This window comes from Streptomyces sp. CNQ329, from assembly GCF_000482585.1.
Genome location: NZ_AXVU01000001.1, coordinates 253,577 through 275,948 on the forward strand (window position 1 = coordinate 253,577; position 22,372 = coordinate 275,948).

At 75.0% G+C, this 22,372-nt stretch carries 19 protein-coding genes and 1 pseudogene; 10 read left to right on the forward strand and 10 right to left on the reverse strand.

The genetic code is table 11. From position 1 onward, the window contains the following. The first annotated feature begins 40 nt into the window (after positions 1–40). Positions 41–205, forward strand: a complete 165-nt coding sequence (locus I003_RS35895; RefSeq protein ID WP_158688930.1) for a hypothetical protein — start codon at positions 41–43, stop codon at positions 203–205. A gap of 94 nt (positions 206–299) precedes the next feature. Here I003_RS35895 and I003_RS36640 read toward each other — a convergent pair whose 3' ends face one another. The 3 genes from I003_RS36640 to I003_RS0101155 form a co-directional block, all read right to left on the reverse strand. Beyond that, a complete protein-coding gene (locus tag I003_RS36640; RefSeq protein WP_486584039.1) occupies positions 300–509 on the reverse strand; it encodes a hypothetical protein in 210 nt (69 codons plus the stop codon). 415 nt (positions 510–924) lie between these two features. Further along, positions 925–1,512, reverse strand: a complete 588-nt coding sequence (locus tag I003_RS0101150; protein WP_027769793.1) for a peptidoglycan recognition protein family protein — start codon at positions 1,510–1,512, stop codon at positions 925–927. 165 nt (positions 1,513–1,677) lie between these two features. Next, on the reverse strand, positions 1,678–2,982 hold the full coding sequence (locus tag I003_RS0101155) for an ROK family protein (RefSeq protein WP_027769794.1): 1,305 nt from the start codon (positions 2,980–2,982) through the stop codon (positions 1,678–1,680). Positions 2,983–3,243: 261 nt separating this feature from the next. Between I003_RS0101155 and I003_RS0101160 the strand changes: the two genes are divergently transcribed. The 4 genes from I003_RS0101160 (at position 3,244) to I003_RS0101175 (ending at position 8,153) form a co-directional block, all read left to right on the forward strand. Further along, on the forward strand, positions 3,244–4,737 hold the full coding sequence (locus tag I003_RS0101160) for a GntT/GntP/DsdX family permease (protein ID WP_027769795.1): 1,494 nt from the start codon (positions 3,244–3,246) through the stop codon (positions 4,735–4,737). 2 nt (positions 4,738–4,739) lie between these two features. Further along, positions 4,740–6,119 (forward strand): four-carbon acid sugar kinase family protein, encoded by a 1,380-nt coding sequence (locus I003_RS0101165; RefSeq protein WP_051368059.1) that lies wholly within the window; start codon positions 4,740–4,742, stop codon positions 6,117–6,119. A 145-nt stretch (positions 6,120–6,264) separates the two neighbouring features. Next, complete coding sequence (gene pdxA / locus I003_RS0101170) at positions 6,265–7,302, forward strand: 4-hydroxythreonine-4-phosphate dehydrogenase PdxA (RefSeq protein ID WP_027769797.1); 1,038 nt, start codon at positions 6,265–6,267, stop codon at positions 7,300–7,302. A 59-nt stretch (positions 7,303–7,361) separates the two neighbouring features. Beyond that, on the forward strand, positions 7,362–8,153 hold the full coding sequence (locus I003_RS0101175) for a DeoR/GlpR family DNA-binding transcription regulator (protein WP_027769798.1): 792 nt from the start codon (positions 7,362–7,364) through the stop codon (positions 8,151–8,153). Between the two features lie 24 nt (positions 8,154–8,177). Here the strand turns inward: I003_RS0101175 and xylB are convergent, their stop codons facing one another. After that, entirely contained in the window at positions 8,178–9,599 is a 1,422-nt protein-coding gene (gene xylB / locus I003_RS0101180; RefSeq protein WP_027769799.1) for a xylulokinase, read from the reverse strand. A gap of 102 nt (positions 9,600–9,701) precedes the next feature. Between xylB and xylA the strand changes: the two genes are divergently transcribed. The 3 genes from xylA to I003_RS0101195 all read left to right on the forward strand — a co-directional run bounded on the left by xylA (position 9,702) and on the right by I003_RS0101195 (position 12,585). Beyond that, positions 9,702–10,865: a xylose isomerase gene (gene xylA, locus I003_RS0101185; RefSeq protein WP_027769800.1), complete on the forward strand. Its 1,164-nt coding sequence runs from the start codon at positions 9,702–9,704 to the stop codon at positions 10,863–10,865. Positions 10,866–11,231: 366 nt separating this feature from the next. After that, complete coding sequence (locus I003_RS31295) at positions 11,232–11,609, forward strand: hypothetical protein (protein ID WP_486584040.1); 378 nt, start codon at positions 11,232–11,234, stop codon at positions 11,607–11,609. A gap of 55 nt (positions 11,610–11,664) precedes the next feature. Next, positions 11,665–12,585, forward strand: a complete 921-nt coding sequence (locus I003_RS0101195; protein WP_027769801.1) for a hypothetical protein — start codon at positions 11,665–11,667, stop codon at positions 12,583–12,585. A 115-nt stretch (positions 12,586–12,700) separates the two neighbouring features. Here I003_RS0101195 and I003_RS0101200 read toward each other — a convergent pair whose 3' ends face one another. The 4 genes from I003_RS0101200 to I003_RS0101220 all read right to left on the reverse strand — a co-directional run bounded on the left by I003_RS0101200 (position 12,701) and on the right by I003_RS0101220 (position 16,476). Continuing rightward, complete coding sequence (locus I003_RS0101200) at positions 12,701–13,492, reverse strand: amino acid ABC transporter ATP-binding protein (RefSeq protein WP_027769802.1); 792 nt, start codon at positions 13,490–13,492, stop codon at positions 12,701–12,703. A 5-nt stretch (positions 13,493–13,497) separates the two neighbouring features. Continuing rightward, the gene (locus I003_RS0101205; RefSeq protein WP_051368048.1) at positions 13,498–14,319 is read right to left on the reverse strand and encodes an amino acid ABC transporter permease; all 822 of its coding nucleotides are present in this window, start codon (positions 14,317–14,319) and stop codon (positions 13,498–13,500) included. Beyond that, positions 14,316–15,110, reverse strand: a complete 795-nt coding sequence (locus I003_RS0101210) for a basic amino acid ABC transporter substrate-binding protein (RefSeq protein ID WP_027769804.1) — start codon at positions 15,108–15,110, stop codon at positions 14,316–14,318. The genes I003_RS0101205 and I003_RS0101210 overlap by 4 nt, the downstream gene beginning before the upstream one ends. Before the next feature lie 133 nt (positions 15,111–15,243). Continuing rightward, positions 15,244–16,476 (reverse strand): citrate synthase, encoded by a 1,233-nt coding sequence (locus tag I003_RS0101220; RefSeq protein ID WP_027769805.1) that lies wholly within the window; start codon positions 16,474–16,476, stop codon positions 15,244–15,246. A gap of 96 nt (positions 16,477–16,572) precedes the next feature. Between I003_RS0101220 and I003_RS0101225 the strand changes: the two genes are divergently transcribed. Both I003_RS0101225 and I003_RS34445 read left to right on the forward strand, forming a co-directional pair. Further along, a complete protein-coding gene (locus tag I003_RS0101225; RefSeq protein ID WP_027769806.1) occupies positions 16,573–17,736 on the forward strand; it encodes a citrate synthase/methylcitrate synthase in 1,164 nt (387 codons plus the stop codon). Further along, a pseudogene (locus I003_RS34445) lies at positions 17,733–17,990 on the forward strand (LysR substrate-binding domain-containing protein); the annotation flags it as partial. The gene I003_RS0101225 and the pseudogene I003_RS34445, both read left to right, overlap by 4 nt. Positions 17,991–18,063: 73 nt before the next feature. Here the strand turns inward: I003_RS34445 and I003_RS0101230 are convergent. Beyond that, positions 18,064–19,395, reverse strand: coding sequence for an SWIM zinc finger family protein (locus I003_RS0101230; protein ID WP_486584041.1), 1,332 nt, complete (start codon positions 19,393–19,395; stop codon positions 18,064–18,066). Further along, positions 19,395–22,307, reverse strand: coding sequence for a DEAD/DEAH box helicase (locus I003_RS0101235; RefSeq protein ID WP_027769808.1), 2,913 nt, complete (start codon positions 22,305–22,307; stop codon positions 19,395–19,397). Before I003_RS0101235 ends, I003_RS0101230 begins: the two co-directional genes overlap by 1 nt. Between the last annotated feature and the right edge of the window lie 65 nt (positions 22,308–22,372).

Below are 22,372 nucleotides of genomic sequence, written 5' to 3' on the forward strand. Positions count from 1 at the left end.
GCACCCGGCCCTCCGCGCCCATGTCACATCCGCTACCTGGATGGGCCATCTTCTGGCGTTCGGCCGCGGCTGCCTCGCCGCGCCCGTACGCGACCGCTCCGGCGCGGTCGTCGCCGCGCTGCTCGTCTCCGGGGCCCTGTCCGCCATGGACCTGCCGTCCGGAAGGACCCGCAGGTGCGCCCGCACCCCCGCCGGGCACGAGTGAGCCCGGTCCCGGGGTTGCGGTCCCCGGGACCGGGCTCCGGCGGGCGCCGGCCGAACCCTCGACGGCGACGACCGCCCGCTTCACTCGCGGACGCTCACGCTCCCCCCGCCCACCAGCCGGTGGTCGTGACCCGCGCGAGCGGGAACCCGACCGCGCCGGTGACGGGGGCCACGGAGAAGTCGACCGCGCGGGAGGCGGTCATGTCCAGCACCTTAAGCGACTTCGCATGCCGGCCGGCGTTCGCGTGCACGATCCGGGACGTGCGCTTGCCGTCACCGTAGCTGTATGGCGAGTCCCGCGACACCGGGAACACCTCCGCCCGCAAGCCGGGCCGGCGAACCCGCCTCCCCACGGCGCGCCGGCACGCCCTTCCCGCCCATGAGCGGGCGAGCAGCGACTCACCGAGCATCCACTCGTACCGCCGGGTCGACTTGTCGACCAGCCCGTACGCCCGCTCATCGCCGCATACGCCAGGTGCGGCGGGTCGTCGAGCCGCCCCGGACACGCCTCGCCGTGCGGCACCTTGCGTGCGTAGACGCGGACATCGGCGATGCGGGCCATGCCGGCCATCCCTGCTCCGGCAACGGGCTCAGGCGATGGCAGATCCCCCCTCGTGCAAGCGATACACAAGAAGTGCATGGGCCTTTACACAAGAGGGCCCGGTGAGCGGCAACACCCCTGAGCCGCCCACCGGGTGCTCGTGGATCCGGCGCCGCGTGTCAGGCGGCGCGGACCAGCCGCATGTACTTCGTCCAGTCCCAGTTGGAGCCGGGGTCGGTGTGGGTGGCGCCGGGCACCTGGTTGTGGCCGATGATGTGGTCGCGGGTGCGCGGGATGCCGTAGCGGTCGCAGATCGCCGCGGTCAGGAGCGCCGACTGCTCATACATCACGTCGGTGAACCAGGCCGGTTTGTCCACCCAGCCCTCGTGCTCGATGCCGATGCTGCGGGTGTTGTAGTTCCAGTTGCCGGCGTGCCAGGCGATGTCCTTCTCCCGGACGAGCTGGGCGATGTATCCGTCGCCCGAGGCGATGAGGTAGTGCGAGGAGACGGCGCGGGCCGGGTTCTGGAAGATGTCGACGGTGTCCTGGAAGTACTCCTGGGTCACGTGGATCACCACGAAGTCCAGCGGGTACGAGGACGGCCGGCTGGAGACCGTGTAGTTGGACGGGGACGCCGGTATCCAGTGTGTCGGCGGGTACTGCGCCGCCTGCGCGGGGGTGGCGGCGAGGCCGCCGAGGCCGGCCGCCGCGGCGGTGGCGGCGGCGCCCTGGATCAGCCGCCTGCGGGGGAGGTTCGCGAAGTCCATGGGGCTCCTGACAGAGGAGGGACATTTGCGCGTACATGACAGCTCAAGACCCATCATGAGGACACGTCACGCCGCTGCCAAGACATGGCCGGACATGCCAATGGGCGTACCAAAGACGGTGGTCGGGCGGCGGCCGGTGCGAAGGGGGCGCCGGGCGGGCGCGGCTCAGCCGGCGGCGACGGTGCCCGGTGCCTCCATGACGGCGTCGACCTCGCTCAGCGCCGCCCCGAGCAGCGGCCCCTCGGCGCCGAGCGCCGAGACGGTCAGCCGTACGGTACGGGCCGGGTCGGCGAGCCGGCGGCCCAGCTCGCGTTCGACCGCGGGCATCACCCAGGGCGCGAGGCCGGCGAGCGCGCCGCCCAGCACGACGGTCTGCGGGTCCAGGATGTTCACGGTGCCGGCGATCGCGACCCCCAGCGCGCCGCCCGCCTCACGCAGCGCCGCCCGCACCCGGACGTCGCCGCCGGCGGCGAGACCGGCGAGCATGGCGATCCGCCCGCCGGGGCCGGGGTGCGCGGCACGGGCCCGCGCCGGGTCGATGCCGGAGGACCGCAGCACGGCCTCCTCGCCGGCGTACTGCTCCAGGCACCCGCGCCCGCCGCAGGCGCACGGCCGGCCCTGGGGGCGTACGGGCACATGGCCCAGCTCCCCGGCGAACCCGTGTGCCCCGCGCAGCAGTTCGCCGTCCATGACGACGGCGGCCCCGATGCCGATCTCGGCGGAGACATGCAGGAAGTTCCGTCCGGGCCCGGGGGAGCGCTTGGTTCCGTCCGGGACCGCCGCGACGGGCTGATCCGCCGGCCCGGTGCCGGATGCCCCGCCGTCGCCGGTGCCGGGCGGCTCCGCCGCGCTCCCCGCCAGGCGCTGTTCCGCCAGCGCGCCGAGGTTCGCCTCGTTGCCCACGCGGGCCGGCGGGGCGGACGGGAGGAGCGGGCCGAGGCCGACGCCCTGCCAGCCGAGGTTCGGGGCCCGTACGACCGTCGACTCGTCGCGCGCGATCAGGCCCGGCACGGCCACTGTCAGCCCGGTCGGCGTCAGCCCTTCGTCCCGCACCTCGGTCACGACCTGCTCGATCAGCCCGCTGAGCCGCGCCAGCACCGGCCCCGGCGGGTGGTCGCGGTTCGCCGCGTCGGCGGCGACCCTGGCCCGTATCCGGCCGCGCAGGTCCACCGCGCAGACCGCGAGGTGGTCCACGCCGATCTCGGCGCCGAGCCCGCAGGGCCCGCGGTCGTTGAGCGCGAGCGCGCTGCCGGGCCGGCCCACCGTGCCCGGGCGGCCGGGACCCAGCTCCACCAGCAGCCCCGCCCGCAGCAGCTCGTCGACGACGGCCGCGACCCCCGCCCGCGTCATCCCGATCCGCGCCGCCACGGCCGCGCGCGAGAGCGGCCCCCCGGCGGCCACGGCGCGCAGGGCCAGGGACAGGTTCCGCTGCCGCAGCGCCTGCTGCGTCCGGGGCGAGGGCGCCGACACGGGCGTCTCCTTCCTGGCGGTGAAAACGGGCCTGGCGGTTCAACGGGCGGTGAGCGGCGGTGATGACCGTCACGCGGGGCTCGGGCACGACGACCCTACGGCCTGGTGGTCCGCTGCCGGAGCATGGGTGACAGGGCCGAAACCCATAGTTGCGCGAACTGCGCAGAAAATCTTGGTCGGACTGCTTGTTTCACGCAGGTCATGTCTGCATGATGTGCGTGTCCGCACGGACATCCACAGCAAAGTCGGAGGAGGATCGGCGTGGATCTTCAGCTTTTGGCGGCGCTCGTGCTAGGTATCGCCACGATCATCGTCATCGTGCTGCGTACCAGGCTCGACGCCTTCGTCGCACTGCTGGTCGCCTCACTGGTGACGGGCTTCGTCGCGGGTGCGCCCGCCACGGACATCCTCGATTCGATCACCGCCGGCTTCGGCTCGACGCTGGGGTCCATCGGCATCGTGATCGGTCTGGGCGTGGGCCTGGGCAAGATCCTCGAGGTCTCCGGCGCCGCGGACGCACTGGCCAGGATGTTCGTCAGGGCCTTCGGCAAGGGCCGGGAGCCGTGGGCGATGGGGACGACCGGCGCGGTCGTCTCGGTCCCCGTGTTCTGCGACTCCGGCTACGTGATCATGAATCCGCTGGCCCGCTCCATAGCCCGCGTGAAGCGCGCAGGGTACGTGACGCTCGCCCTCGCGCTCGGCTGCGGCATGACCCTCACCCACCACCTGGTGCCGCCGACGCCCGGACCGCTGGGCGTGGCCGGCATTCTCGACGCCGAGCTCGGCGCGCTGGTGCTGGCGGGCCTGGCCTTCTCCGTGGTGCTGCTGCCCATCGTGATCGGGTACGCGCGCTGGATAGGGCCGAAGCTGGAGAGCGAGGTCTCGGACGAGGTCCGCGAGGCCGTGTACGGCAAGGCCGCGGTCACCGTCGGCGCCGGCGGCGGTCCGGGCGCCGCGGGCGCTCCGGCCGACCTGTCCGTGAGCGACGAGCCGGACGGCCCGGAGCCGGAGCGCGACCCGGCCGCCGCGCTGGGCACCCCGCCGCCCGGTGCCAAGCCGCACCGGATGAACGCCGGACTCGCCGTGCTGCCCCTGGTGGTGCCGCTGCTGCTCATCGTCGCCAACACGGTGGCCTCCGCCATCGACCAGAACAACCAGGGAGCGGTGGGCTCCGACGACTACGAGCCCTCGCCGCTGCCCAAGGCCCTGGCCTTCATCGGCAGCCCGGTCGTGGCGCTCCTGATCGGCATCGTGCTCGCGGTCTACGTGCTGCTGCCCCGCTGGACGACCCGCACCCAGGTCGGCGGCTGGCTCTCCGAGGCGGCGGCGTCCGCCGGGCTCATCATCCTCATCACCGGCGCGGGCGGCGCCCTCGGCCAGGTCCTGCGCGACACCGGCGTGGGCGACGAACTGGCCGAGGCCATCTCCTCCTGGAGCCTGCCGGGCGTGCTGGTGCCGTTCCTCATCGCCTCGCTGGTGCGGGTCGCCCAGGGCTCCGGCACGGTGGCGATGATCACCGCCGCGTCCGTGACCGCGCCGCTCGTCTCCGGACTCGGGATCTCCGCGCTGCTCGCCGCGCTCGCCTGCTGCGCCGGCTCGATGGTCTTCAGCTACTTCAACGACTCGTACTTCTGGGTCGTGACCCGCTTCACCGGCCTGGACGGCGTCGCCGCCATCCGCGGCTGGTCGGGCATCACCACCGCGGTGTGGCTCGGGTCGCTGCCGCTGCTGCTGGTCGCGAGCACGTTCCTGTGACCATGCAGCCGACCGCACCCGCGAACGGTCCGGGAACCGGGCCGGGGCAGGCGCGGGGTACGGGCCGCCGGGCGGCCGTGCTGGTCGCCGCGGACGACCTGACGGGCGCGAACGCCACGGCCGCGGGCTTCGCCCGGGCCGGGCTGCGCGCCGTCACCGTCGGCGCCGACCAGGCGCCGGAGGTCCTCGCCGGGCTCGCGGAGCGGTTCGACGCCGTGGTGGTCAGCACCGACAGCCGGCACTGCCCGCCCGGCGAGGCGGCCCGCCGGGTGGCCGGCGCCGTACGGGCCGGCTGGCCGGCCGAACTGGTCAGCAACCGCGTCGACTCCACCCTCCGCGGCAACGTCGGCGCCTCCACCGAGGCCCTGCTGGAGGCCGTGCGCGCGGCCTCCGGCAGGCGGGCCGTGGCGCTGTGCGTACCGGCCCACCCCGAGGCGGGCAGGCACACCGTGCAGGGCACCCAACTGCTCGACGGCGTCCGGCTGGAGGAGACCGAGCTGGCCCGCGACCCGCGCTCGCCCGTGCCCACCTCGGACGTCGCGGAGCTGCTGCGGCGCCAGGCCGACCTGCGGATCGCCCGTGTGCCGCTGTCGGTGGTCACCGCCGAGGCCGGGACGCTCCAGGCCCGTCTGGAGAAGGCGATCGCCGAAGGCGCCGACGTGGTCGTCACCGACGCGCTGACGGTCGAGCACCTGGAGCGCACGGCCGCGGCGGCCGTCGCCGCCGGCGGGGACGAGATCGTGTGGACCGGCGTCGACTCGGGCCCCGGCGCGGTGGCCCTGGCGCGCGCACTCGGCATCACCGGCCGTGCCGCGGGCGCCCCGGTGCTCGCCGTCTCCGGTTCGGCGACCGCGCTGACCCGCACCCAGCTCGCCCGGCTGCGGGCCGCCGAGCCCGTGCGCGTCGTCCGCCCGGTCACCGCGGCCGGCTCGCCCGTCCCCGAGCCGGCCGCCACCGCCGGGGTGCTGGCGGTGGAGCTGGCCGCCGCGGGCCCCGGCGAGGTCGTGCTGCTCGCGACCGTGCTGGAGGAGGCCGACGTCGCCACCCTCGACCCCGCGGACGCGGCGCGGCTGCCGGCGGAGCTGGCCCGCGCGGTCCGTATCGCCCTCGAACGACAGCCCGTCGACGGCCTCTTCGCCACCGGCGGCGACGTCTCGGCCGCCCTGTTCGCGTCGCTGGGCGCTGCCGGGCTCGACGTCGAGGAGGAACTGGAGCCGCTGGCGGTCGCCGGCAGCTTCGTCGGCGGCGACTGGGCCGGGCTGCCGGTCGTCACCAAGGGCGGCCTGATCGGCGGCGCCGACACCACCGTCACCTGCGTCGCCCACCTGCGCCGGGCGGCGGCCGCCGCCCGGCGGCACGTTCCGGCCGCAGGAAGACGTTGACGTGGTGACCCCGGACGACGGGGACCACCGTGAACAGTGAAGACCTGAACCCCGAGTACACCGGCAGGCCCGAGGAGACCGGGCCGGCCGCACCACACCGTACGGCGGGCGCACCGCGCCACCGCACCACGAGGAGGAACCACCGATGACCCGCCCCGTCCTCGCCGTCACCCTCGGCGACCCCGTCGGGATCGGCCCCGAGATCACGGCGCGCACCCTCGCCGAGGTCGCCGGGCAGACCGGGCACCACGGCGTCGCCGTCGGCGACGCCGAGGCGCTGCGCCGCGGCGCCCGTGCCGCCGGCCTGGACACCGAGGTGCGCGCGGTGAGCGGCTTCGACGCCGAGCCCGCGGGCCCCGGCGTCATCGACGTCTTCGACACCGGCGAACTCGGCGCGGACGTACCGGAGTGGGGCAGGGTCGACGCCCGCGCGGGCCGTGCCGCCGTCACCGCCATCGAGGTCGCCACCCGCGCCGCCCTCGACGGCAAGGTCTCCGGGATCGTCACCGGCCCCATCAACAAGGAGGCCATCTGGAAGGCCGGCTCCCAGCACCTCGGGCACACCGAGATGCTCGGCGAGCTGACCGGCGTGACCCGCCAGGACACCATGTTCGTCGTGCGCAACACCGCGGCCGAGGGCCATCATCTGCGCATCTTCTTCACCACCCGGCACGTGGCGCTGCGCACCGCGCTCGACCAGATCACCGCGGAGCGCGTCGGCACGTCGATCCGCGAGGCCGTCACCGCGCTCCGGGTCTTCGGCACCGAGTCGCCCCGGCTGGCCGTCGCCGCGATCAATCCGCACGGCGGCGAGAACGGCGCGTTCGGCGACGAGGAGATCGTCCACATCGCCCCCGCCGTGGAGGCGGCCCGCGCCGAGGGACTGGACGTCAGCGGGCCCGTCCCCGCGGACTCGGTGTTCCACCAGGGCCTGACCGGCCGCTACGACGGCGTGCTGTCCCACTTCCACGACCAGGGCCACATCCCCGCCAAGACCTACGACTTCGACGGCACCATCTCCGTGACCGTCGGGCTGCCGATCCTGCGCACGTCCGTCGACCACGGCACCGCCTTCGATATCGCGGGCAGCGGCCGGGCCGATCACGGCACAATGCTCTCGGCGTATCTCGCGGGCGTGGACTACAGCCCCTTCGCGGAGCGGATCCGCCGGACGTACGGCTGACCCACCCGTCCGCCCGCGGGATCCGCCGCGGGCGGACGAGACGACAGACGGAGGCACGTGTGGCCCACCCGACGGCGCGCCGCGGTACGCGCGAGCGGCACGAAGCCCTGCTGAGGCTGCTCCGCGAAGGCACCACGCAGGTGGAGGAGTTGGCCGCGGCGCTCGCCGTGTCCCCCTCGACCGTGCGGCGTGACCTGGGCCGGCTCACCGAAGGCGGCCGGGTGACGCGCACGTACGGTGGCGCGCTGGTGCCCGAGGCGTTCGCCGAGCGGCCGGTGGGGGAGAGCGCGCTGGTACGGCTGCACGCGAAGGCCGCCATCGCGGAGTCGGCGCTGGCGCTGGTGCCGGCAAGCGGCGCGGTGTTCGTCGACGCGGGCACCACGTGCGCGGCGCTCGCCCGCCAGTTGCTCGACGCCGACGCGCCCGCCGGCGGCAGCGTCGTGGTCACCCGCGGCCTGGAGACCGCTCAACTGCTCGCCGGCGCGCCGGACATCGACGTGGTGATGCTCGGCGGCACCGTGCGCCCGCTCAGCCACGGCCTGGTCGGCCCGCTCACCGACCTGGCGCTGGACCGGCTGTCGTTCTCGGTGGCGTTCCTCGGCGCGGACGCGGTCGCCCCCGAACGCGGCGTGGGCGAGCCGACGCTGGAGGAGACGGCCGTCAAGGAGCGCGTCGCCTCCCGGGCGCAGCGCGTGGTGGTCCTGGCCGACGCGACGAAGCTGGCCGTCGACGACGCACCTGCCTGGACCCGGCTGCCCCGGGGCTGGACGCTGGTGACCGACGCCGAGGCACCGGCGGACCTGGAGGGGCGCTGCGCGGCGGCGGGCGTCACGCTCGTCCGCGCAGGGTGAACCGCGCCCCGGTCCGTACGCCCCTCAGACCGCCCGGCGCAGCAGCGTGCCCGCGTCGGCGAGGACCGCGCTGATCCGCTCCAGCGTCGCGTCGTCCCGCTCCACCGGCTCGTACGTGCGCCCCTCCGCCGTGCTCCAGCGCCGGGCCACGGCCGCGGCGTCCTCCTCCAGCAGCAGGCCCGCCGCCTGCGCCGCCGCACCGAGGGCGACCAGCTCCTGCGCCCGCGGCACCTGCACCGCACGGCCCGAGAGCCGCAGCACCGTTTCGCGCCACGCCGCGCCCTGCGCCCCGCCGCCGATGAGCAGCAGCGGCGCGTCGGGGTCGGCGTCCGGCCCGGAGACCTCCGCCAGCGCCGTCAGCAGGGCGTGCACGGCGCCGTCGTACGCGGCCTGGAGCACCTGGCCCGGGGTGGTGTCGTGGCGCAGCCCGTGGATGAGGCCCGAGGCGTGCGGCAGGTCGGGGGTGCGCTCGCCGTCGAGGAAGGGCAGCACGACGGCGGTGCCGCCGGGCCGGACCTCCTCGCGGAAGCGGCCGAGCAGCGCCGCGATCCGGTCCACCGCCTGCGTGCAGTTGAGGGTGCAGGCCAGCGGCAGCCAGTCGCCGCGCGCGTCGGCGAAGCCGGCGACGGTGCCGGTCGGGTCGGCGGGGCGGTGCCCGGAGACGGCGTACACGGTGCCGGAGGTGCCGAGGCTGAGCACCGGCTGCCCGGGGGCGAGGCCCAGCCCCAGGGCGGCGGCCATGTTGTCGCCGGTGCCGGGTGCGACCAGGGCGCCGCGGGGTACGGGCAGGTCGTCCCCGCGCACGGTGCCGGCCGCGGTGCCCGGGCGCAGCACGCGCGGCAGCAGGTCGGGGGAGAGCCCGACGTGGTCCAGCGTCGCGGTGTCGTACGTCTCCGTCGCCGCGTCCCACCAGCCGGTGCCCGAGGCGTCGCCGCGGTCGGTGACGGCCTCGCCGGTGAGCCGCTCGGTGAGGTAGTCGTGCGGCAGCCGGACGGCGGCGGTGGCGGCGGCGGAGTCCGGCTCCTGCTCGGTGAGCCACGCCCACTTGGTGACGGTGAAGGAGGCGGCCGGCACGCTGCCGGTGCGCTCCGCCCAGCCCTTCGGCCCGCCCAGCTCCGTGACCAGCCGGTCGCGCTGCGCCGCGGAGCGCACGTCGTTCCAGAGCAGCGCGGGACGCACCGGACGCCCGCCGGCGTCCAGCGTCACGAGCCCGTGCTGCTGTGCGCCGACGGCGATGGCGGCGGCCTCGCGCGCAGGCTCGCCGCAGGCGGCCAGCGCGGTGCCGAGCGCCTCCCACCACTGTTCCGGATCGTTTTCCCGCCGGCCGCCGGTGCTGACGGCGTGCGCGGCCTGGCCGTGCGCCACCACCTGCCCGGTCTCGCTGTCGACGACCAGCGCCTTGGTGGACTGCGTCGAACTGTCGACGCCGATGACGAGGGGCCCCATGCTTTGTCCTCCGCGACTCGTGGGCCGGCTCTTCCCTCCGACCCGGTCGGCATCCTATTTTGTAAAGCGGCCTTACGAAATAGATCCGCCGAAGGAGCCGCCATGTCGTTCACGCCCACCCCCGAGGACAAGTTCAGTTTCGGTCTGTGGACCGTCGGCTGGCAGGGCCGTGACCCCTTCGGCGACGCGACCCGCGCGCCGCTCGACCCGGCGGAGAGCGTCCGCCGGCTGGCGGATCTCGGCGCGTACGGTGTCACGTTCCACGACGACGACCTGATCCCCTTCGGCGCCTCCGAGACCGAGCGCGAGTCGCACGTCAAGCGCTTCCGGCAGGCGCTCGACGCCACCGGGATGGCCGTCCCCGCGGCCACCACGAACCTCTTCACCCACCCCGTCTTCAAGGACGGGGCCTTCACCGCCAACGACCGCGACGTCCGCCGCTACGCGCTGCGCAAGACGATGCGCAACATCGACCTGGCGGTGGAGCTGGGAGCGAAGGTCTACGTCGCCTGGGGCGGTCGCGAGGGCGCCGAGTCCGGCGCGGCGAAGGACGTGCGCGTCGCGCTCGACCGGATGAAGGAGGCTTTCGACCTGCTCGGCGAGTACGTCACCGGGCAGGGCTACGACCTGCGCTTCGCCATCGAGCCGAAGCCCAACGAGCCGCGCGGCGACATCCTGCTGCCCACCGTCGGCCACGTGCTGGCCTTCATCGAGCGGCTGGAGCGCCCCGAGCTCTACGGCGTCAACCCCGAGGTCGGGCACGAGCAGATGGCCGGGCTCAACTTCCCGCACGGCATCGCGCAGGCCCTGTGGGCGGAGAAGCTGTTCCACATCGACCTCAACGGCCAGAACGGCATCAAGTACGACCAGGACCTGCGCTTCGGCGCCGGGGACGTGCGGGCCGCGTTCTGGCTGGTGGACCTGCTGGAGACGGCCGGCTACGCGGGTCCGAAGACCTTCGACTTCAAGCCGCCGCGCACCGAGGACAAGGAGGGGGTGTGGGCGTCGGCCGCGGGCTGCATGCGCAACTACCTCATCCTCAAGGAGCGCGCCGCCGCCTTCCGCGCCGACCCGGCCGTGCAGGAGGCGCTGCGCGCGTCGCGCCTGGACCAGTTGGCGCAGCCGACCGCCGACGACTCCGGCCTCGCCGGGCTGCTCGCCGACCGCGGCGCGTACGAGGACTTCGACCCGGAGGCCGCGGCGCAGCGCGGCATGGCCTTCGAGCACCTGGACCAGCTCGCGATGGACCACCTGCTGGGCGTCTGAGGCCCGCGAGGGGGGGCGTACGGACCGGCGTCACCGGATCCCGTACGCACCGGCGACGCCGGGTCCGGTGCGGACCGGCGTCGCCGGGTCCCGCGCCGACCGGTGTCCCCGGACCCCGCATCCCCCTCACACCCGCCCAAGGGTAGGCGCCCTCGCCGACGACACCGCGTCACACCGGTACGGACGCGATCGCACGACGCGGGGCCACCGGCCGCGTACACGACCGGGCCCCCGGCCGCAGACGGGATCCGGCACCCCCGTACGCGCCCCCCCTCCAGCCCGCTGACCGGCGGCGGAGTGTCGCAACCGTGTCACGACCCCGGCGGAGCCATCCCTTCCGCCGCCACCGCGGGCGATGCTGGGGCCATGAGCTTCCCGCCGCCCGCAGACGCCCCGCCGCCGGACCACACACCCCCGGCCGGCAGTACCCAGCACTGGCCCGCGCCACCCCCGCCGCCCCGCGTCCGGAACGGCAGCAAGCGGTGGCTGGCGGTGGCCGGGGCGGTCGTGGTGCTCGTCGGCGGCGTCGGCGTGACGTACGCGCTCGTCAGCGACGACGACGGGAACAAGGACCAGCCCTGCGCCTGCACGCCGCCGCCGAGCGAGAGCCCGTCCGCCAGTCCCTCCGACGACCCGAAGCTCCCCGAGGACATCCCGACCGAACTGCTGCCCAGCGGTATGGACCTCGAAGACCTGCCCAGCGGTCTGAGCCCGGAGGACATCCCGACCGAGCTGCTGCCGTAGGGGGTCTCCTGGGCCGCGGCCCGCCGCCCCGCCCGCCGCCGTAGGATCGATCGTCATGACGACCAGGGTGGAGACCGTACGGCGTGCCGAGCGGCACGAGTTGACGTTTCGCGGGCACCGCCGCCGCTTCCTCCTGCTCCGGCCCGAGCGCGGGCCAGAACACGGCCCCGGGTCCGGCACCGGCGCGGATGACGCCCTCCGTACGGACCCCGCGCCCCTCGTCGTCGATCTGCACTCCAGCGGCCTCGGCCCCGCCGCCCAACTGCGCGGCAGCGGCCTCGGCGGACTGGCCGCCCGCGGATACGCCGTGGCCGCACCCCAGGGGTCGCTGTCCTACCAGGGCGGCTGGGCCTGGTCGCTGCCCGGCCTCCCACTGGCGATGGAGGAAGACATACGGGACGAGGCCGTCGACGTCGACGACGTCGCCTTCCTCGGCGCGCTGCTCGACACCCTCGACGGCATGCTGGACATCGACCCCGCCCGCCGCCACCTGGCCGGCTTCTCCGGCGGCGCCCGGCTCGCGAGCCACGCGGCCGCCGCCTTCGGCGACCGCCTCGCGTCGGTGGCCTGCATCGGCGGCGTCCGCCGGCCGGGCGGCCCGGACGATGCCGCCCCGCCGATGCTCGCCGTTCACGGCCTGCGCGACGACATCAACCCGTACCACGGCGCCGCCGGCCCCCGCTGGGACGAGCCCGTGCCCGGCGCCGTCGCCCGCTGGGCCACGGCGGCGGGCTGCGCGGGGGAGCCCGTACGGACCGAACCCGCACCCGGCGTCACGGAGTTCCGTTACCGCGACGCCGCAGGCCGCGAACCGGTACGCCTCGTCGCCGTCGCGCCCCTCGGGCACGCCTGGCCGGGCACCCCGGACCCGATCACCGGCGGGCACGCCGACGGCAGGGGCAGCGACGCGTACGACGCCTCGGCGGCCGTGCGGCGCTTCTTCGACGAGTTCCGCGGCGAACCGGCCGCGCCCTGAGCCGCACGGAGGCAGGCGGCGGCGACCGCCGACGGACGGCGGCAAACGGCAGCACGACACGGCGGACGGCAGTGGGCAGCGCCGGAAACCGCCCGGCGGCAGCAGGCCGGCGCCGCTACAGCTCCCCGACCTCCGCCGCCGCCGGGTCCAGCACCCGGGCCAGGAACGTCCGCGTCCGCCGGTGCTGCGGGTTGCCGATCACCTGCTCCGGCACCCCCTGCTCCACGATGGCGCCCTCGTCCATGAACACCACCCGGTCCGCCACCTCCCGCGCGAAGCTCATCTCGTGCGTGACCACCAGCATGGTCATGCCCTCGTCCGCGAGGTGCCGCATCACCGCCAGCACGTCGCCGACCAGCTCCGGGTCGAGCGCCGAGGTCGGCTCGTCGAAGAGCATCAGCTCCGGCTCCATCGACAACGCCCGCGCGATCGCCACCCGCTGCTGCTGGCCGCCGGACAACTGCGCCGGATACGACCTCTCCTTGTCCGTGAGCCCCACCCGCACGAGGTTGGCCCGCGCCACCTCCTCCGCCTGCGACCTGCTGCGGCGCAGCACCCGGCGCTGCGCGATGGTCAGGTTGTCCAGCACGGTCAGATGCGGGAAGAGGTTGAACGACTGGAAGACCATGCCGATCCGGCGCCGCACCCGGTCGATGTCGACGTCCGGGTCGGTGACTTCGGCGCCGGCCACGGAGATCCGCCCCGCGCTCGGCACCTCCAGCATGTTCACGCAGCGCAGCAGCGTCGACTTGCCGGAACCCGAGGGGCCGATGACGCACACCACCTCGCCGCGCGCGACGGTCAGGTCGATGCCGCCGAGCACCTCCAGATCACCGAACGACTTGTGCAGCCCTTCGACGGTGATGGCCTGCGTGCCCGGGGCCGTCTTGTCCGCGGACTTGTCCACCGTGGTCACCTGGCCTTCGCCGCCTTCGCCTCTAGCCGCCGGACGAGGTGCCCGAGGGGGATGGTGATGATGAGGTAGCACAGTCCCGCGACGAGGATCGGCGTCAGGCTCAGGTTGTCGTTGAGCGCGTCCCGCCCGAACTTCGTCAGCTCCTGCTCGTCCACCGTCAGCCCCAGCACGTAGACGAGCGAGGAGTCCTTGGTGAGCAGGATCAGCTCGTTCGTCAGCGGCGGCAGCACGATCCGGAACGCCTGCGGGATCACGATGGTGATCATCGCCCGCGTCTGTGACATGCCCAGCGACCGGGCCGCCTCCACCTGCCCCTTCGGCACGGCCTGGATGCCCGCGCGGATGGTCTCCGCCATGTACGCGGCGCCGACCAGGCCGAGCGCGAGCATCGTGGTGACGAGCAGGTTGATGTTCACCTGGAAGGCCAGCGGCACGCCGTAGCCCAGGGCGATGAACACCAGCAGCGCGGGCACGCCGCGGAAGAGCTCGATGTACACCGTCGCCAGCCACCGGTTCGGCGCCACCGACGACAGCTTCATCAGCGCCAGCAGCAGGCCGAGCGCCAGGCCGAAGGCGAAGCCGAGGGCCGTGTACGTGACGGTGTTGACGAGCGCGGTGGTGATGACGTCGGGGAACTGGTCGCGCGCCACGTCGAGGTTGAAGAACGCGTCCTTGACCTCACCCCAGTCGGCCAGCAGGCCGACCGCGGCGGCCGCGGCGAGCAGCGCCCCGTACTGCGCGCCGCGGGCCAGCTTCGCCCGCTGACGGCGCGTCAGGGACCGGGAGCCGGCGGCGGGCTTGGTGGCGGGCTCCTTCACTGGGGCGCCTCGCCGAACCACTTCTGGTAGATCTTGTCGTAGGTGCCGTCGTCCTTCGCCTTCGCGAGGACGTCGTTGATCACCTTCAGCAGTTCCGCGTTGTCCTTGCCGACGCCGATGCCGTACTTCTCGCCGGTGTCGAACTCCGTGGAGACCTCGAAGTCCGGGCGGTCCTTGACCCAGTCGTAGAGCACGCCGTTGTCGTTGATGGCGGCCTGGACCTGCCCGCCCTCCAGTGCCTGCAACTGCAGCCCGAGGTCCTCGTAGTCCTTGACCTCGGCGCCCTGGACGTTGTCCTCCGCGTACATCTGGCCCGTGGTGTCCATCTGCACGCCGAGCCGCTTGCCCTTCAGCGCCTCCAGCGAGTCGAGGCCGGAGCCCTTCTTCGTCGCCAGCGCCTGGGTGGCGTCGAAGTACGGGTCGGAGAAGGCGAACTTCTTCTTCCGCTCGTCGGTGATGGTCATCCCGGCCGCGGACAGGTCGCACTTGTTGGAGGCGAAGACCGCCCCGGACTCGATGCCTTCGAAGGGCGTGTCGATGACTTCCTGCTTGACGTCCAGCTCCTTCGCGACGAGATCGATCAGCTCGATGTCGAAGCCGACGATGTCGTCGCTCTTCTTGTCCTTGTACTCGAAGGGCTCGTAGGGCAGTCCGGTGCAGTTGAGGAGCTTGCCGCTCTCGACGAGCGACACGTCGCCGCTCTCCCCGGACTTCTCGGTGCTGCTGCACCCGGCGAGGAGTACGGCCGCCGCGCCGATGGCTATGAGCGGCAGCGGGGGGCGGTACGACACGATGCCTCCTGGGCAGGTCTGCGCTGGTGAGGTGCTACTGGGATTCCGCATCCTGCCACCGGTCTACGCGCGTGTCTCCGCCCCGGTCATTGCGAGCATGTAACGGAGGGGGGCACATGATCCAGAAAGCTCCCTATGGGAGGGGTTGTTCCGGGGGCGGGCCGGTGTAGTGGCCGCTCGGCCGCATGCGCAGGGGGCGCTCGGCGTACTCCTCCAGCGCGTGCGCGATCCAGCCGGCCGTGCGTGCCACCGCGAACACCGTCTCGCCCGCCTCCGCCGGCATCTCCGCCGACACCGACAGCACGGCCAGCGCCAGGTCGATGTTCGGCCGCACGGAGACGTGCCGCGCGGTGATGTCGGCGACCTCGCGCGCGGCGGCCAGCGCCGCGGCGGCCCGCGGGATGCCGTCCAGCAGCGCGAACAGCGCCTCCGCGCGCGGGTCCGCCGCCGCGTACAGACGATGCCCCAGGCCCGGGACGCGGCGCCCCGCGCGCAGGTGGTCGGAGACCACGGCGGCGGCGCTGCCGCGCGCCAGCGCCTCGGCGAGCATCCGGTGTGCCAGGCCGCTCGCGGCGCCGTGCAGCGGGCCGTCGAGGGCGCCGAGGCCCGTGGTGACGACGGCGTACGGGTGCGCGCGGGCGGAGGCGGCGACGCGGGTGGCGAGGGTGGAGGCGGCCAGATCGTGGTCGATGAGCAGGGTGAGCGCGGTGTCCAGGCAGCGTACGGACCCGGAGTCGGGCGGCAGCGCCGTCAGCCGCGCCCACAGCCTGCGCGCCACGGGGGCGGACGGGGCGTGTGCGGTGCCGGCCAGGGGGAGTGCGGCGGCCATGGTGGCGACCACGCCGCGGGCGGTGGCGCGGACGGCGTCGTCGGCGAGGTCGAAGCGCAGCGGGTCGGCCGCGGCGGCGGCGACCACCGCGGCCCGCAGCCGGTCGACGGGGCCGGCGTGGGCGGGGAGCGCGGCGACGGCGGCGGTGGCGGCGGCCAGCAGCTCGCAAGGCGCCGTGAAGCGGACGCCGGGGGTGAGCCGGCCGGTCCAGAGCCAGTCGGCGACCTCCTCGTAGCCGTACGCGGCGGCCAGTGCGGTGGCGTCGACGCCGCGGAAGAAGTACCGGTCGCGCTCGATGAGCGTGATGCCGGTACGGACCGGGGTGGCGCCCGGGGCCCCACCGTCCTCCGCGACGGCCGCGGCGTGCGGGCGGCGGTGGCGGCGGGCGAGCGCGTCGACCTCGCGGGCGTCGAACCGGCTGCCGCGGCCTCCCGGCGCCCTGCGGCTGCTCAGCAGGCCGCGGCTGACGTAGGCGTAGAGGGTCTCGGGCTTCACGCCCAGCCGCTCGGCGGCCTCGCGCGTCGTCAGTTCGTCCATCGTCTCCTCGCCCCGGCGACATTGATCGAATCAAGATTGACAGACATTGAATCAAGGGTGGACAGTCGAATCAATAGAGGAGAGAGGAAGACCGGCATGGCCACACCCGCAGCCGACGCCCCGGCCCCCGCTCCGCGCGGGCTGAGCGGCGTCGTCGTCACCGACACCCGGCTGGGCGACGTCCGCGGACGCGAGGGCTTCTACCACTACCGCCAGTACTCCGCGGTGGACCTTGCGCGCGAGCGCACCTTCGAGGACGTCTGGTACCTGATGCTCGAAGGCGCGCTGCCGGACGCCGCGCAGCGGGCCGCGTTCACCGAGCGCACCGCCGCGCTGCGCCATCTGCCGGCCGGCCTGCGCGACGCGCTCCCGGGCATCGCCCGCTCCACCGTGCTCGCGGGTCCGCTCGCCGGGCTGCGCACCGCGCTCTCCCAGGCGGGCGCGGCGGCCGGCTTCCGGCCGCTGTACGACCTGACGCCGGCGCGGCGCCGCGAGAACGCGCTCGCCGCCTGCGCGATGGTGCCCACGCTGCTGACCGCGCTGTACCGCATCGGCCAGGGACAGGAGTCCGTCGAGCCTCGTGACGACCTGCCGTACGCCGCCAACTATCTGTACATGCTCACCGGCGAGGAACCCGACCCCGCCCGCGCGCGTGCGATCGAGGCGTATCTGATCTCCACCGTCGACCACGGCTTCAACGCCTCGACCTTCACCGCCCGCACGATCGCCTCCACGGGGGCGGACCTGGCGGCGTGCCTCGTCGGCGCCGTCGGCGCGCTCTCCGGGCCGCTGCACGGCGGCGCGCCGAGCCGCGCGCTGGACGCGCTGGACGCCATCGGCACACCCGACCGCATCGACCCGTGGATCCGCGAACGGGTGCTCGCGGGCGAGCGGATCATGGGCTTCGGCCACGCCGTGTACCGCACGGAGGACCCGCGCTCGCGGCTGCTGCGCGGGTACGCCGAGTCGTTCGGCGGGCCGCTGGTGGAGTTCGCCGTCGAGGTCGAAAGGCGGGTGGTGGAGATACTCGCGGAGCTGAAGCCGGGGCGGGAACTGCACACGAACGTGGAGTTCTACGCGGGCGTGGTGATGGAACAGTGCGGACTGCCGCGGGAGATGTTCACGCCGACGTTCGCGTCGGCGCGGGTGGTGGGCTGGAGCGCGAACGTCCTGGAGCAGGCGGAGGACTCCAAGATCATCCGCCCCGCGGCCCGTTACGTGGGCCCGCCCCCGCCGCAGCCGGTCCCGCAAGCGGCTTGAGGGGGTGCCGCGGGGCGGGAGGCACCCCGCGGCACCCCTGCGGCCTCGCGGCCGCCGCCCTCGGCCGCGGCGAGCTGGACCCCGGGCTCCGCCGCCCGCCCTCGCCGCTGCCCTCCGGCCCGCGGACCCGGCTGCTCACGCGGAGCCGCCGGTCGCGCGCTCCCGCGGACCACCGCCTCGCCGGGGCCTCCCGTCTCACGCCCGCGGATCTGCGGGGCGAGCCCTTCGTCCGTTTCCCGCGGGAGAAGGGCGCGTGGAGGTACGACCTCCTCACCGACTACCGCCGCGGCGACGGCGGTCCTGGGGCGTGGTCCGCCTGCGGCGTGGTCAGGATTCTTCCAGGACCGTTGCCAGGGCCGCCGCCGGGTCCGGGGCCGGGGGGCCCGCCGGGGTCCACGCGGTGCCCTCCTTACGGTACGGCCACCAGCGGCCGTCGGGGCCGTAGCGGAGCTGGGCGCCCGTGCCCACCGCCGTCCAGCGGGCGCCCGTCGCGCGGAGGTCCGGGCGGGTGCCCGGCTCCCACGCGGCGGCCAACTGGTCCGTGGCGCGGGCCAGGGCCGCCGGGTCCGGGGTCCAGTCCTCCTCCAGCACCGCCAGGCCCACGGCGCCGCCGTGGCGCCAGGCCCGTACCGCGCGCTCCATCCCGCCCCGGTCCCGCCCGGTGCCCCGGGCCAGCCGTACGGCGACCCGCGCCGCGGTGGCGCCGGCGCCCCCGCCCGTGCCCGTGCCCGTGCCGGGGTCCGTACCGGCGCCCGGTTCCGGCGCCCTCGCCGCCGCCGCCATCCGTACCGCGTCCTCCGACACCGTCAGCTCCCGCGGCAGCGGCGCTCCCGCGTGGTCCGGCGCCAGGGCGTCGGCCAGCAGCCGGCGGGCCCGTAGCGCCGTGTCCGCGGCCAGGAACTCCAGCGCCGCCACGTCCAGCCCGTCCGCCGGCTCCGCGCCCCCGGTGAGCACCGGGGGCACCCCCGCCCCGGCGACCGGTCCCGCGGGAGGCGGCAGCGGCGGGAGCGACTGCGCCTGTGCGTACGCCCGCACGGCCGGCACCCCCGCGGCCACCGCGGCCCCCGCCTGGCCCGCCGCCTGCTCCGCACGCGCCGCGCTCCGCTCCTGCAGGTCCGCCAGCAGCCGCGCCTCGCCCCGCCCCCGCATCAGCAGCAGCACGAACGGGTCCGCGTCCAGCAGCCGCGCCACCAGATAACTCAGCGCCGCGGTGTGCTCGCAGTGGTCCCACTCCCCGCAGCCGCACTCCGGCTGCAGGTCCCCGATCCCCGGCAGCAGCGACACCCCGGCCGCCGCCGCGTCCTCGTCCAGCTCCGGTGGCATGTCCCGGTCCAGCAGCGCCGCGATGTGGCCGGCGCGGTCGGCGATCGCGTCGAGCAGCCGCTCCCAGTCGGCGTCGTCGAGCTGTTGCACGAGCACGTCCGTGCGGTACGGCGTACGGTCCGCGCCCAGCACCCGCGCGGTGATCCGCCCCGGCCGCACCGCGACCGCGCCCACCGCGCCCGCGCGCGCGTGCCTGCGTCCGCGGCGCAGCAGTGTGGCGTCCAGCACCGTGTCCTCCAGCGCCTTCTGCCAGGCCCGCCCCCACCACGTACGGGCGAACACGCGGCCCTGGCTCGGCGGCAGCGCCTCGAAGGTCAGCTCCTCCGGCTCGCTCATCACTCGCCCCCTCGCGGCCCGGCCAGCCGGACCAGTTCGGCCAGTTGCTCATCGGACAGTTCGGTGATCGCCGCCTCGCCGCCCGCGCCGAGAACGGCGTCCGCGAGGCCCTGCTTGTGCTGCAGCATCTGCGCGATGCGGTCCTCGATCGTGCCCTCGGCGACCAGCCGGTGGACCTGTACGGGCTGCGTCTGCCCGATGCGGTACGCGCGGTCGGTGGCCTGCGCCTCGACGGCCGGGTTCCACCAGCGGTCGTAGTGCACGACGTGGCCGGCGCGGGTGAGGTTGAGGCCGGTGCCGGCGGCCTTCAGCGAGAGCAGGAAGACCGGTACCTCGCCGTCCTGGAAGCGCCGTACCAGCTTCTCGCGCTCCGGCACCGGCGTGCCGCCGTGCAGCAGCTGGGCGCGGACGCCGCGCGCCGCGAGGTGTGCTGCGAGCAGCCGGGCCATCTGCACGTACTGGGTGAAGACCAGCGCGCTCCCGTCCTCGGCGAGGATCACCTCCAGCAGCTCGTCGAGGAGTTCCAGCTTCCCCGAGCGGCCGGCGATGCGCGGGCTGTCCTCCTTCAGATACTGCGCGGGGTGGTTGCAGATCTGCTTCAGCGCGGTCATCAGCTTGAGGATCAGCCCGCGTCTGGCCATGGCGTCCGCCTCGGCGATCTCCGCGAGCGTCTCGCGCACCACCGCCTCGTACAGACCGGCCTGTTCCGCCGTCAGCGCCACCGCCCGGTCGGTCTCGGTCTTGCGCGGCAGCTCCGGCGCGATGCCCGGGTCGGACTTGCGGCGGCGCAGCAGGAAGGGGCGGACGAGCCGGGCCAGCCGCTCGGCGGCGCCGGCGTCCGACTCGGCAGCGTCGGCGTAGCGGGTACGGAACGTCCGCAGCGGGCCGAGCAGCCCCGGCGTCGTCCAGTCGAGGATCGCCCACAGCTCGGACAGGTTGTTCTCGACGGGCGTGCCGGTCAGCGCGACACGCGCCCGGGACGGGAGGGTGCGCAGCGCCTTCGCGGTCGCGGAGAAGGGGTTCTTGACGTGCTGTGCCTCGTCGGCGACGACGAGCGACCAGTCCGCCTCCGCCAGCCGCTCGGCGTCGAGCCGCATCGTCCCGTACGTCGTGAGCACGAACCCGCCGTCCGCCGGCGCCTCCAGCGACCGGCCGGCGCCGTGGTAGCGGCGCACGGGCGTGCCGGGCGCGAAGCGCTCGATCTCCCGCTGCCAGTTGCCCAGCAGCGAGGCGGGGCAGACCACCAGCGTCGGGCCCGCGGTCTCCGCCCGCTCCTGCCGGTCGAGGTGGAGGGAGATGAGCGTGACGGTCTTGCCCAGACCCATGTCGTCGGCGAGGCAGCCGCCGAGTCCGAGCGAGGTCATCGTGCGCAGCCAGCCGAGGCCGCGCACCTGGTAGTCGCGCAGGGTCGCGGCGAGGGCCGCGGGCGGCACCGTCGGCTCGCTCTGCTCCTCCGGGTCGGCGATGCGCCGGCGCAGCGCGTCGAGCCAGCCGCTCGCGGCGACCTCGACCCGTCCGCCGGGTACGGCCGGGTCGTCGATCTCACCGGTGAGCGCGGCACCGAGGGCGTCGACGGGAGTCAGATCGGCGTCCTTGCGCTCCAGCGCGCGGCGCACGGACGCGGGGTCGACCAGCACCCACCGGTCGCGCAGCCGCACCACTGGGCGGGCGGCCTCGGCGAGCCGGTCCAGCTCGGCGCGGGTCAGCTCCACGTCGCCGACCGCGTAGCGCCAGCCGAAGGCGACGAGGGAGTCGGCGGAGAGGTACGACGGGCCGGGGTGCCGGCCGTCCGGGTCGTCGGCGGGGCCGACGACGGCGCGGGCGGTGAGGTGGCGGGTCAGATCGCGGGGCCAGTGGATCTCGACGCCGGCGGCGGCCAGGTCACGGGCGCCGGGGCCGAGGAGCGCGGCGAGGTCGTCGTCGCCGAGGTCGACGGCGTCGGGCACGGCGGCCGAGAGCAGCGGGGAGAGCGCGTCCCAGGCGTGGGCGGCCCGGCGCAGGGTGAGCAGGGCCTGCATGCGCGCACCCGGACCGAAGCGGGTGGCCGTGCCGGCCCAGACGTCGGCGGCGTCGGCGAGGAGGGTGGGGTCGGAGGTGCCGTGCAGTTGGACGACCGCGCGGAAGGCGGGGCGGACGCCGGTGGTGTCCATGTCGACGCGCAGCGAGACCCGTACGCCCGCGTCGTGCCCGGTGGCGACCGCGTCGGCCCAGGCGCGCTGCTCGGGGACGTGCCGCGGCTCGGGTGCGGCGAAGGCCCGGCCGCCGGCCGCGAGCACGGCGGCGGGGGAGCGGGGGAGCCCGTCGGCGACGGCATCGAGGAAGGCGCGCAGCAGGTGCTCGGGGCCGGGCAGGAGCACTCCGGGGTGCCGGCCGCCGTCCCGGGCGTCGGTGCGGGCCTCGTCCGGGCCGGGGCCGCCGTCCTCCGGTAGTGGCGCCGCGTGCGCCTCCGGCGGCATCGCCGCCGCCAGCCCCCGCAGGTCCCGTATGTCGTCCTCGCCCAGCGGCCCGCAGCGCCAGGCGTCGTACGCGCCCGCACTCAGCCCCGGCAGCAGCTTGCCGCGTGCGGCGAGGCGCAGGGCCAGCAGCGCGGCGGTGCCCCAGAACACGGCGGATGGGTGCACGCCGTCCGCGCCGGCGGCGTGCGCCGCCCTGGCGCGGGTGAGCACGGGCACCGCGTCCGCGGCGGGCAGTAGCAGCGCCGGCACGTCCCGGGTGCCGCCGCCGGGCACGGCGACGGTCAGCTCGGTGAGGGTGCCGCGGGGGTGGTCGGGCGGCCGGGCGGAGTGCCCGCCCGCGCCGGCGCCCGGATCGCCGTCCGGGGCCGGCAGCCAGAAGGCCATCCGGCCGGTGCGGGCGGGGTCGGCGGGGAGGAAGAGGGCGGCGCAGCGGGAGAGCGGGGGAAGGGCGGTCACGTACGGACGCACTCCTCAAGTTTGACTACTGGGCGGTCGAGAGTACCTCAGGCATTGCGGAGCCG